General features: G+C 55.1%; 14 protein-coding genes. All 14 read right to left on the bottom strand.

The features are described 5' to 3' along the window. Window position 1 precedes the first annotated feature (1 nt). Window positions 2-1,039, bottom strand: coding sequence for an NADH-quinone oxidoreductase subunit NuoH (gene nuoH, locus C1J03_RS08700; RefSeq protein ID WP_114885606.1), 1,038 nt, complete (start codon window positions 1,037-1,039; stop codon window positions 2-4). 6 nt (window positions 1,040-1,045) lie between these two features. Then, window positions 1,046-1,429, bottom strand: coding sequence for a hypothetical protein (locus tag C1J03_RS08695; RefSeq protein WP_441351130.1), 384 nt, complete (start codon window positions 1,427-1,429; stop codon window positions 1,046-1,048). Beyond that, complete coding sequence (gene nuoG / locus C1J03_RS08690) at window positions 1,426-3,441, bottom strand: NADH-quinone oxidoreductase subunit NuoG (RefSeq protein ID WP_114885604.1); 2,016 nt, start codon at window positions 3,439-3,441, stop codon at window positions 1,426-1,428. Before nuoG ends, C1J03_RS08695 begins: the two co-directional genes overlap by 4 nt. Before the next feature lie 4 nt (window positions 3,442-3,445). Continuing rightward, window positions 3,446-3,847 carry a DUF5333 domain-containing protein gene (locus C1J03_RS08685; protein ID WP_114885601.1) on the bottom strand — a complete coding sequence of 134 codons (402 nt, stop codon included), beginning with the start codon at window positions 3,845-3,847 and terminating at the stop codon, window positions 3,446-3,448. A 121-nt stretch (window positions 3,848-3,968) separates the two neighbouring features. Continuing rightward, window positions 3,969-4,295, bottom strand: coding sequence for a hypothetical protein (locus C1J03_RS08680; protein WP_114885600.1), 327 nt, complete (start codon window positions 4,293-4,295; stop codon window positions 3,969-3,971). After that, window positions 4,295-4,765 (bottom strand): DUF3291 domain-containing protein, encoded by a 471-nt coding sequence (locus tag C1J03_RS08675; RefSeq protein ID WP_114885598.1) that lies wholly within the window; start codon window positions 4,763-4,765, stop codon window positions 4,295-4,297. The genes C1J03_RS08680 and C1J03_RS08675 overlap by 1 nt, the downstream gene beginning before the upstream one ends. Before the next feature lie 75 nt (window positions 4,766-4,840). Beyond that, on the bottom strand, window positions 4,841-5,212 hold the full coding sequence (locus C1J03_RS08670; RefSeq protein WP_114885596.1) for a hypothetical protein: 372 nt from the start codon (window positions 5,210-5,212) through the stop codon (window positions 4,841-4,843). A 395-nt stretch (window positions 5,213-5,607) separates the two neighbouring features. After that, complete coding sequence (locus tag C1J03_RS08660) at window positions 5,608-6,015, bottom strand: MAPEG family protein (protein WP_114885592.1); 408 nt, start codon at window positions 6,013-6,015, stop codon at window positions 5,608-5,610. Between the two features lie 303 nt (window positions 6,016-6,318). Further along, complete coding sequence (gene nuoF, locus C1J03_RS08655; RefSeq protein WP_114888931.1) at window positions 6,319-7,617, bottom strand: NADH-quinone oxidoreductase subunit NuoF; 1,299 nt, start codon at window positions 7,615-7,617, stop codon at window positions 6,319-6,321. Window positions 7,618-7,622: 5 nt separating this feature from the next. Next, entirely contained in the window at window positions 7,623-7,847 is a 225-nt protein-coding gene (locus C1J03_RS08650) for a DUF5337 family protein (protein WP_114885590.1), read from the bottom strand. Between the two features lie 16 nt (window positions 7,848-7,863). After that, window positions 7,864-8,694 (bottom strand): NADH:quinone oxidoreductase, encoded by an 831-nt coding sequence (locus C1J03_RS08645; RefSeq protein WP_114885588.1) that lies wholly within the window; start codon window positions 8,692-8,694, stop codon window positions 7,864-7,866. A 27-nt stretch (window positions 8,695-8,721) separates the two neighbouring features. After that, window positions 8,722-9,870, bottom strand: a complete 1,149-nt coding sequence (locus C1J03_RS08640) for an NADH-quinone oxidoreductase subunit E (RefSeq protein ID WP_114885586.1) — start codon at window positions 9,868-9,870, stop codon at window positions 8,722-8,724. Window positions 9,871-9,954: 84 nt separating this feature from the next. Further along, on the bottom strand, window positions 9,955-11,178 hold the full coding sequence (locus tag C1J03_RS08635; protein ID WP_114888930.1) for an NADH-quinone oxidoreductase subunit D: 1,224 nt from the start codon (window positions 11,176-11,178) through the stop codon (window positions 9,955-9,957). Further along, a complete protein-coding gene (locus tag C1J03_RS08630) occupies window positions 11,178-11,783 on the bottom strand; it encodes an NADH-quinone oxidoreductase subunit C (RefSeq protein WP_114885584.1) in 606 nt (201 codons plus the stop codon). Before C1J03_RS08630 ends, C1J03_RS08635 begins: the two co-directional genes overlap by 1 nt. Window position 11,784: the final 1 nt, after the last annotated feature.

The raw sequence follows: 11,784 nt of genomic DNA, 5'->3' as shown, positions 1-11,784 counted from the left end.
ATTAGCCCCCTACGCCCCAACGGGCATATGCCCCCCAGAACCAGTCGAATTTTGCTGCGAATGCAACGAAGACCACCCAAAACAGCGAGAACGGTAGGAAGACTTTCCAGCCCAGACGCATCAGTTGGTCGTAGCGGTAACGCGGCGTGATCGCCTTTACCATTGCAAAGAGAAAGAAGAAGAACGCCATCTTGCCGACCATCCAGAACACGCCATCGGGCAGGAACGGGAACGGTGACAACCAGCCACCAAAGAACAGCAGTGTCGTCAGAGCGCACATCAAGAAGATCGCGATGTATTCGCCAGCCATGAACAACAAGAACGGCGTCGCGGAATATTCCACCTGATAGCCCGCCACCAGTTCGGATTCAGCTTCGGGAAGGTCAAACGGAGGGCGGTTCGTTTCCGCCAGCGCCGAGATAAAAAACAGGAAAACCATCGGGAAGTGCGGCAGCCAGTACCAGTTGAAGAAGCCCCAATCACCGTCTTGTGCGGCTACAATGCCGCTGAAATTCATAGATCCGGTCGAGATGATCACCCCAATGATGATCAAACCCAGCGAGACTTCGTATGAAATCATCTGTGCGGCGGACCGCAACGAGCCAAGGAACGGGTACTTTGAGTTCGACGCCCAGCCGCCCATGATCACGCCGTAGACCTCCAAGGAGGACACCGCGAATACAAATAGGATCGCCACGTTGATATCTGACAGTACCCACCCATCGTTGAACGGGATCACCGCCCAAGCAATCATCGCCAGAACAAACGACGTCAGAGGGGCCAGTAAAAATACGGTTCGGTCGGCCCCCGCAGGGATCACAACCTCTTTGACGACATATTTAAGCGCATCGGCCACAGTTTGCAGCAGGCCAAAGGTGCCCACCACGTTTGGACCCCGGCGCAACTGGACCGCGGCCCAGATCTTGCGATCACCGTAAACCAGAAACAGCAAGGATATCATAACGAAAGCCAGCACAGCGAGCACTTGCGCTAGTATCAGCACAGCGATGCCCGCAGGAGTGGAAAAGAAATCAGCCATATATCCTCACACCGTCGGTATGCCTTTTTCCACGCAGTTCTGCGTGGTCACTTCAGCATCAATTGTCTTCAAGCCACGTGGCAGGCTCGGCGAGATTGTGTAAATAGCATCTGCGCGCCATATGCCACCCTCTTCGAGCACATTTGTCCGCACATGTCGCGCAAAACCATAGCCTCGGATCAGTGTATATTGCGCAGCAGCACATTCCGCATAAGCCGCAACGTTATCAGACGTGCGCGCCTTCGTCATGGCAACATTAAACTGAACCAAATCACCATCCAGTAACACGGTCTCTACGCCCTTATATTCAGGGATAAAATCCTCGGCGGTCGGCACAGGTTCCACGCACGCGGCCAAAAGCACAGGTGCTATGATCGCGAAATGCTTCACTCTGCGGCCAGTTGCTCCGTGCGGCGCGCCTTTGCGTTTGCCGACAGCTCAGCCATCAGGCTCGATGCGCGCGCGATTGGATTGCTAAGGTAGAAATCTGCAATCGCTGCATCAAAGCCGCCTTTGGCCAGCCTGCCCTTAGGTTCCGCCTGCCATTCGTTTTCGGGCACCGCGTCGACATCTCCCAAATGCGGGACGTCCTTGATCAACGCACGGCGCAGGGCCGCAAGGGAATCAAACGGCAACGTGGCACCCATTTCGGCAGAAAGCGCGCGAAGGATTGCCCAGTTTTCTTTGGCTTCACCAGGGGCAAAGCTTGCGCGCTGTGCGATCTGCGGGCGTCCTTCGGTGTTCACAAACAAACCGGGTTCTTCGGCATAGGCCGCACCCGGCAGAATGATATCCGCACGGTGCGCGCCTCGGTCGCCGTGACTCCCTTGATAGATCACGAACGGCCCGGCAGCGATTTCGACTTCGTCAGACCCGAGGTTATAGATCACCTCTGCTGCAGTCACATCATCCATGCCGTTCTCCGCCACGGCAGCAATATCCATCGCGCCAACGCGGCCCGCTGCAGTATGCAAAACCATAAAGGTCGATTTCGTGCTCGCTGCCAATGCCATCGCCTCGGCCAAAACGGCCGCGCCATCCGCACGCCGCAACGCCGCCTGCCCGACGATGATGATCGATTGCTTTTCAGCAACGTCCGAATGGTCGCGTTTTAACAAAGCAGACATCACCGATGGATCATCACCCAGATCGTTATATTCATACGTTAGATCCACCTTTGGACCGATCACGCCAACATTTGCGCCCCGCGACCACGCCTTGCGGATGCGCGCATTAAGCACTGGAGCCTCAATAGCTGGGTTGGCCCCAATAAGCATGATCGCCTGAGCCGTATCGATTTCTTCGATCGTGGCCGTCCCGACATAACCCGAACGGTTGCCCGCAGGCAGCTTTGCCCCGTCCGTGCGACATTCAACAACGCCGCCCTGCCCTTCGATGAGGGTCTTAAGCGCATAGGCCGCTTCAACCGACGTTAAATCACCAACCAAACCTGCGACTTTTTTATCCTTCATCGCTGCCGCTGCAGCACCCAGCGCCTCAGGCCAGCTTGCTTTGCGCAGCTTACCGTTTTCGCGGATATAAGGCGTATCCAAACGTTGGCGGCGCAGACCGTCCCAAACGAAACGTGTCTTGTCGGAAATCCATTCCTCGTTGACGCCATCATGGTTGCGCGGCAGGATGCGCATGACTTCGCGCCCCTTGGTGTCCACACGAATGTTGGACCCAAGCGCGTCCATCACGTCGATACTCTCGGTCTTGCTCAATTCCCAAGGCCGCGCCGTGAACGCATAGGGCTTAGAAACAAGCGCACCCACGGGGCACAAATCAATGATGTTGCCTTGCATGTTCGAATCGAGCGTCTGACCCAAATAGGCCGTAATCTCAGCATCTTCACCCCGGCCCGTCTGGCCCATCTGGTGAATGCCCGCGACTTCGGTGGTAAAGCGCACACAGCGCGTGCACGAAATGCAGCGCGTCATATGGGTCTCGACCAACGGCCCCAGATCAAGATCTTCGGTTGCGCGCTTGGGCTCGCGGTAGCGGCTGAAATCAACGCCATATGCCATCGCCTGATCTTGCAAATCACATTCGCCGCCCTGATCGCAAATCGGGCAATCCAATGGGTGGTTGATCAGCAGGAATTCCATGACCCCCTCGCGGGCCTTTTTGACCATAGGTGAGTTGGTTTTCACAACGGGAGGCTGGCCTTCGGGACCGGGGCGCAAATCGCGCACCTGCATCGCACAAGAGGCCGCAGGCTTGGGAGGACCGCCAACAACTTCAACAAGACACATACGACAATTGCCAGCAATCGATAGTCTTTCATGGTAGCAAAAGCGCGGAATTTCCACGCCCGCTTGCTCACAGGCTTGAATGAGCGTCATCGCCCCCTCAGCTTCAACTTCTTTGCCGTCGATGATGATCTTGCGAATGTCGCTCATGTGCTCACTTTGCCTTCAGTAACGAACCGATCCGGCTCGATTTTTGAATCTCTGCGCGTCCTAGCGCACAATAGCTTTGCGGGTCCGAAGTTTCGACCCCCCTAGCCTTGAAAAATTCGTCACCCCTTGCCCTCATGCGCGTTTTTTCCGCGTCACTGTCAATGTAGGCATCGATTTCCGCGTCAGTATAGCCAAGACGGCCGGCCTCAGCCTTTAATCCCCAAACATAATTCAACGCCTTAAGCATCCGCGCAGAGATATCCGGACACTGTTTGCGGATAATGTCGGCGATGCCCAAGTCAAGCAGTGCATTGTCAATTTTGGGTACATCGCGCAAGGGCGGTTTGGCGGCAACTGGGTTGGCCAAAATCGCCATAACGCCAAAAGCGATCAGTAATCCACGCATATCTACTCTCCTCAAGAGCGGGTGGGCTTGGTTGCCCAACCTGCAAATGGAGTGTGCGCAGCTTGATATGCAATAACATCAGCTGTTTTGGAGCCATTCAGGCAATTTTGCGCCCGTGCGTTCACTGCGGACAGACACCTTGAAATACAAACTTGTCTTTTTCAATGCGCAGCTGTTCGGGCGGCGTGTCCGGACCAACAACCCAATCGATATCGGAATTACCATATGTATTGAGGCAGTATTTGATACCCTCGTACCCGCCGGCTTCGCGTGCACCATCCAACGATTTGGAAACCCCTCCAACGGTCACGGTAAAGACATCATACTGGCCATCAACTTTACGCACCTTGGCACTAAAGAACTGCCCATCAAACGCCACCCGTTCGGCCCGCGCCGTACAGCTCGCTGCCAATGCAACCAGCACAATCATCCCCAAAATCCGTGTCATTATTCCGTCCCCAGTTCCGCTGCCTGCTTTGCATAAGACCAGCCAAAGGCATGATCGCTATCGCCGTTATCGCGCAAATGCTCCAGCCGTGCCAGTGCTTCTTGGAGCGTAGGTTGGTGGCCCTGCGGCACCCACCACATCACGAAATGCGGGGCCGCAGCCACTTCGAACCAAGCTCTGCGCTTTTCATAGAAGCGTTTGTGCAGCGTGTCCCAGACAAATGTCTCAAGCGCGGCAAGATCGCGCCAAACACTCAGGTTCGCAACATAGAGCGGATCACCCTCGATTTTGGCATCCGTATTGCCGGTCCCCGGCTCCCCTGATCCTTCCATCATCCAGATGAAACCCGGCATCCGCTTGCCCAAACCGTTAATTTTATCAAGGTTGTCCATGAATTCCGCAACACGCGGATCATCTGTCGCAGCGATCAACCGCCCCACGTTCAGCTCTGCCAGTTGCATATCTTTCATCTCTACCCCGATCCGATTTCGACATACCCGCGGGTATTTCACATTGCTTGCTGCACAGCTCAACCCGCTGCGCGACTAGGACGGAATAAACACTTTATCAAAACCATTGGAAAGTGTGTCCAGCTTTGCCCGTAGTTCTTCGATATTTGGCACTTTTTCCAAAACGCTGGACGTTTTCTGACCCCGATTGAATAGCGCGTCATTCACCAGTGCATCATATTCAGAATGATCGGCGGGATCGATGTCCAAAAAGGTAAATAGGCGGAGCAGCAGAGCTTTTCCGACTTCGGCAGGCTGGTTATAAATGTCTTCGAAAAAGACGATAAAAGGCGTCTCACCAGCGGCGCTCATCTGCTGCGCCAATTCCTCGCGGCGCTGATAAGAATTGGCCAAATAGTCAGTGACGTGCTTTTGATCAAGTATCGGAGCAGGCTTCGTTCCATTCAAAATTTCAGCAAAAACCTCTTTGGCCTGCCTTCTACCCTATGCCCCGGTCGCATCGGCCTGTTCTAATGAAACAATCCGGCCTCTCTCAGAACGGCGATCAAGGATAATGTGACCGAACACACGGGTCAAGTTGAACGGTTCATCTTCGACACTTGGGTGCTCCGAAAGACGGCGCAAAAGTATGGCCAATGTCGTGCCACCTGTTCGTTGCATTGTCCAAATGAAGTACGCGTGGCTCAACTCACAAACTCCTTGGCATTGCGGTGACATACGGAATGCCTGTGCAGATACGCAAGGCAGCCGTCCCGCTCCCTGCCCCATTCGGGCATACGCTTAGCGCTCAGCCAGTCAACCAAGTATCACAATGAACGACCGGCTCGTTTAGCTGCTCTGGCTTAAAGCGCCGCAAAAACCGCGATCAACCCCAAGGCGATGATCACTAAAAATCCAACCATAAAGCTGATGGAACGCATCGGCTGGTTCTCTGTGCCGATATGAATGGCAGCCATCGCAATCCGCGAAATCACAAATACCGCCGCCAATAGATTTACCCAGAATACCGCTCCACCGGCCAACATGGCCGCCAGCGTGGTTGCGATAAACGGGCCAGATGTCTCAACCGCGTTCATATAAGCCCGTTCGCGGCGATACACTGGGTCTGCGTAGTCCCGCTTGGGTTTGCCGCAATCGCACCGCGCCTCCGCTGTGCGGCCAAACGTAGAATAAATTGTCAGAACCAAAATCAAGAGTCCCCAAAGTGCCAGCGCCACAATGGCGGGGCCGTAGGCTGCGAATTGTTCCATTTTTAGGTTCCTAAAAGACAGTTTATTTACGGGTCGGATTTGACCCTATTGGCGACAGATTTTGCCAAAGCATACAGCCCGATCAAAATACCAACGGGTACTGACGAAAGGACCACTTCTCGAACCATCGCTGGAATCTCAAAAGAATGAGCAGCGGTTGTTACTACGAATGGGACCGATATGAAGCCCAATGCAACAGCGCAGGACATCAGTCTCGGCCACTGGTTGGCACGCGCCAACACATAGATGATCGCGAGAAACAGGGAAACAGACGCAAAGTTAAGATATGTACTCAAGGGCTGCTTACTCTGCTGCAACCGCTGCAGATACGCGTCCTGTCCGCTTGTGTTTGATACGATCCTCGATATCGCCGCGGAAATGCCGGATCAGGCCTTGGATCGGCCAAGCTGCCGCATCGCCAAGCGCACAGATCGTGTGGCCTTCGACTTGCTTGGTCACGTCCAAAAGCATGTCGATTTCCTCAGGCTCCGCATCGCCTGTTACCAAACGGTCCATGACCCGCATCATCCAACCGGTACCTTCACGGCACGGCGTGCATTGGCCACAGCTTTCGTGCTTGTAGAACTTCGACAAACGCCAGATCGCTTTGATGACATCCGTGTTGTTGTCCATCACGATCACCGCCGCCGTACCCAGACCCGACCGCTGCTCGCGCAGGTAATCGAAGTCCATGATCGCGTCTTTCATTTGCGCGCCAGGGATCATCGGAACGGACGATCCACCGGGGATAACAGCCTTGAGGTTACTCCAGCCGCCACGAATACCGCCGCAATGTTTCTCGATCAGTTCTTCAAACGAAATGCTCATCGCTTCTTCAACGACGCAAGGGTTGTTCACATGACCCGAAATCGCAAACAGCTTGGTGCCAGCGTTGTTCGGGCGTCCAAACGACGAAAACCACTCCGGCCCGCGCCGCAGGATCGTTGGCACAACCGCAATCGATTCCACATTATTCACCGTGGTCGGACAGCCATAAAGACCAGCGCCCGCCGGGAACGGTGGCTTCATCCGCGGCATGCCCTTTTTGCCCTCAAGGCTTTCGAGCAGCGCAGTTTCTTCGCCGCAGATATACGCGCCCGCGCCGTGGTGCAGGTAGATGTCGAAATCCCAACCTGACTTACAGGCATTCTTGCCCACCAGGCCGGCTTCATATGCTTCGTCGATGGCGTTCTGCAGGGCTTCTTTTTCGCGAATATATTCGCCGCGAATATAGATGTAACAAGCATTGGCATTCATCGCGAAAGACGCGATCAGGCACCCTTCGATCAGAGTATGCGGATCATGGCGCATAATCTCGCGGTCTTTGCAGGTCCCCGGCTCAGACTCGTCCGCATTCACCACCAAATAGCTGGGGCGTCCGTCACTTTCCTTGGGCATGAACGACCATTTCAGACCCGTCGGGAACCCTGCCCCGCCACGGCCCCGAAGCCCGGATGCCTTCATCTGGTCAACAATCCAGTCGCGGCCCTTTTTGATGATCCCGGCAGTGCCATCCCAATGGCCACGCTTCTGCGCGCCCTTCAGCGTGCGGTCATGCATGCCGTAGATATTGGTAAAGATGCGGTCCTGGTCTTGCAACATGATGCTCATCCGTCTTTCTCAGACTGGCGAACCCGCCACAGCCTGAATGCTTGTATAAAGACCCACAAAAACATGGCAGCAATGCCAAGTTCCAGCAGGCCCATTGTCTGGTTGGGCCAATTAAAATAAGCCCCGGCGGCCTCGATACCAATAAACGCGAACGCGCCCACCACACTTACCAAAGCAAGTCGCCGTCCGTCACGCATCAGTTTATCGTCACTCTGCGCCACAAACGGCTCCTAAACTCTAGGTCTTTTTCTTCTTTTTCGAAAACTCAGTCTCGCCACCCTTAGCTAGGATTTTGGCCTGAGACATCCAGTCGTCCCGCTCAATTCGGCCCTTAAAGCGCAGACGGGAATCGACCCATTCGATTTCCTTTTTGCGCCAGCCAGCGACTTGATCAAAGTGGTAAAAGCCCAGCTCGTTCAACGTCGTTTCAAGCTTTGGACCCACACCACTGATCAGCTTTAGATCATCGGCGGTCTGTCCCGAACGCGGGCCCGTTAGAACTTCGGGTTGACCATCAGCAGCAACAGCCGCGCGCTTTGGCGTGGCAGCAGCTTTAGGCGCTGCCGCTTTTGGCTTTGCAGCGGCTTTGGGCTTGGCCTCGGTCTTGGGTTTTGCAGCAGCCTTTGGTTTCGCTGCTGCCTTAGGCTTCGCAGCGGCTTTTGGTTTTGCGGCAACTTTTGGCTTCGCCGCATCTTTTGGTGCCGCCTCAGCAGGTGCTGCTGCTGGTGGAGCAGAAGTAAAAGAAGACGGCGTAGATCCGGACGTTACCGCATCGGATGTCCCTGCCGCAGATGCAGCCATCGATCCTGCAGCGCCGGCACTTGCCGATCCTGATGCTGTATCAGCCGCTGCGGAGCCCATGCTGCTTTGCGCGGCACTGTCAGACTTGCAGAAAAACGATGGGAACAGAAAGCCGCAGATCACACCGACTACGATCCCTGCGAACAATGCTTGGAAAAAGCCCCAGTCCGCGGCCAGCCAAAGCACAATCGCCAAAAGCAGCCCAACGCCACCCGCCATGCGCCAACACCCGCGTCTGCACGCGTCTTTGTTCTCAAAATCTAACATACCTTAACGTCTCCCCAGATTACACCGTCACGTCCGGTCTTTATATATGCCGGTTTTCTTGGCCCGTTGGGAAAACTCGGTTTCCCCACCAGTAGCAAGTGCGCGTGCCTGATCGACCCATGTGTCCCGCGACGCGCGACCCTTGAAACCCTTCAGGTTTTGATCAACCCACGATATTTCCTCGGCACCCCATTTGGACACCTGATCAAAGTGGAAAAAGCCTAACTCGTTCAACATTTTTTCAAGCTGGGGGCCGACGCCTTTGATCATCTTAAGATCATCCGCCCCAGCTTTGCGCGCCGCTTTCATGCCGCGCGGCTTCTTGCCCGCTCCGGTCGCCGCGGGTTCAGCCGCTTTTGCGTCCTGCTTGGCAGCTGCCTTTGGCTTCGCTGCGACATCAGCACTTGCAGCTTTGCTCTTGGCGGGCTTTTTCGCAGGTTTTGCCGGCTTTTTGTCGTCATTCGCCGCAACACCCTGCCAAGGGGCCAACAATGGAACCTCAGTGCCGTCAATCCGTTTGACCGTGTCGCCAATATCCGTCGCCAATTGCACGCTGGCGTTATACGCGGATTTGCCACTGTCGTGATCCACCAGCGACGTCAGACCCGAAAGCGGCTCTGCGGCATAGCGGCCGTTCTGTGGGCCCGGCGTTGGAACTTTACCTGCCGCTAGCTCATCAAGAATTTCACCAAGGCGCTCAGTTGTAAGGTCTTCGTAATAATCCTTACCGATTTGCGCCATTGGCGCGTTGGAACACGCTCCAAGGCATTCAACTTCTTCCCAGCTGAACTTGCCATCTTCACTCAGCTGATGCGCTTTGCCCGCAATCCGCTCTTTGCACAGCCCAACGAGATCTTCGGCACCGCAAATCATGCAGGACGTGGTGCCACAAACCTGAATATGCGCAACAGATCCAACAGGTTGCAATTGGAACATGAAGTAGAACGTCGCCACTTCAAGCCCGCGAATATACGCAAGACCTAGCATTCCAGAGATGTGTTCAATCGCAGGACGCGACAGCCAACCCTCTTGCTCTTGGGCGCGCCACAAAAGCGGAATGATCGCGCTGGCCTGACGCCCTTCTGGGTATTTCGTGATCTGCGCTTCGGCCCACGCCTGGTTGGCGGAGGTAAAAGCGAAGCTGTCAGGTTGGTCAGGGTGAAGGCGGCGAAGCATCAGGTCAGGCTTTCGTAAGTGCGCAGACCAAGGCGGTCTCCGGCAGGAATTTAGGTGCAAAGGTGAAGTCAGAGATGTGTGCCATCACCGGTCAATCTCCCCGAAGACCACGTCCATCGTACCGATGATCGCAGCCACATCTGCAAGCTGATGCCCACGGCTCAGGTAGTCCATCGCTTGTAGGTGCAAGAACCCCGGCGCGCGAATTTTGGCGCGGTACGGTTTGTTCGATCCATCCGCAACAAGGTAGACACCGAATTCGCCCTTAGGGGCTTCAACAGCGCAATAAACTTCGCCAGCAGGCACATGGAACCCTTCGGTATAAAGCTTGAAATGGTGGATCAGGCTTTCCATTGAGGTCTTCATATCCGACCGGCTGGGCGGTGTGATCTTGCCACGGGCCAAGATGTCGCCCTGCCCTTCGGGTGCCCGGAGCTTTTCAATCGCCTGAAGGATAATCTGCGTCGACTGACGCATTTCTTCCATCCGAACAAGGTAGCGGTCATAACAGTCGCCGTTCTTGCCGACAGGGATTTGGAACTCGAATTCATCGTAGCATTCATAAGGCTGCGCACGGCGCAGATCCCACGCGAGGCCGGAACCGCGAACCATCACACCGGAGAAACCCCAGTCCTGAATGTCTTGTTCGTTCACCACGCCGATGTCAGCGTTACGCTGTTTGAAGATGCGGTTTTCAGTGAGCAGCGCGTCGATATCGACCATGAAGCCCGAAAGGAACTTATGCGCCCAAGTCTCGATATCATCCAGCAATTCTGGTGGCAGATCCTGATGCACACCGCCCGGACGGAAGTATGCAGCGTGCAAACGCGCGCCACTGGCACGCTCATAGAAGATCATCAAATCTTCGCGTTCTTCAAAACCCCAAAGCGGCGGGGTCAGCGCGCCAACGTCCATCGCTTGCGTTGTCACGTTCAGCAGGTGGCTAAGGATCCGGCCAATCTCAGAAAACAGCACCCGGATCAGTGACGCGCGGCGCGGCACTTCGACACCGGTCAGCTTTTCAATGGCCAAACACCAGACGTGCTCTTGGTTCATTGGTGCTACGTAATCAAGCCGGTCAAAATACGGCAAATTTTGCAGGTATGTCCGGCTTTCCATCAGCTTTTCAGTGCCACGGTGCAGCAGGCCAATATGCGGATCGCAGCGCTCAACAACTTCGCCGTCCAGCTCCAGCACAAGACGCAAAACACCGTGCGCCGCAGGGTGTTGTGGCCCGAAGTTAATGTTAAAATTGCGGATCTTCTGCTCGCCGGTTAGGGCGTCATCGAAACCTTTGGTACCATCCATCATTTCGCCGCCTCTTTTTCATCACCCGGCAGGATGTATTCGGCACCCTCCCACGGAGACATGAAATCAAACTGCCGGTATTCTTGGACCAGTGACACCGGCTCATAGACCACGCGCTTTTCAGCCTCATCATACCGCACTTCGGTATACCCTGTTGTCGGGAAATCCTTGCGCAGTGGATGGCCGCGGAAACCGTAATCCGTCAGCAACCGGCGCAAATCAGGGTGGCCGGAAAACAGCAGGCCGAACATATCGAACACTTCACGCTCAAACCAATTGGCTGAGGGGTGCACATCAACCAGCGACGGCACCATGTCTTGCTCGCGGACTGCAACGCGCAGACGGATGCGGTGGTTTTGGTACATTGACAGGAAATGGTAGACCACGTCGAACCGCTTGGCCCGACCGGTATAATCCACGGCTGTGATATCCACGAGAGACGAAAACCGACAGGTCGCGTCCCCCTTCAAAAACTCCACAAAGCCCACGATGTTGGCCAGCGTCACGTTCATATTCAGCTCACCCTGGGTCACATCCCAAGACAGCACACAATCAGGGCGCTTGGTCTCAATGTAGGACCCAAGTTCGTTCAGCGCTTCACTCATG

The sequence above is a fragment of the Sulfitobacter sp. SK012 genome (assembly GCF_003352085.1).
Taxonomy (GTDB): Bacteria; Pseudomonadota; Alphaproteobacteria; order Rhodobacterales; family Rhodobacteraceae; genus Sulfitobacter.
The sequence above is the reverse complement of the archived record's forward strand: the minus strand, read 5'-3'. Positions and strand labels throughout refer to the sequence as shown.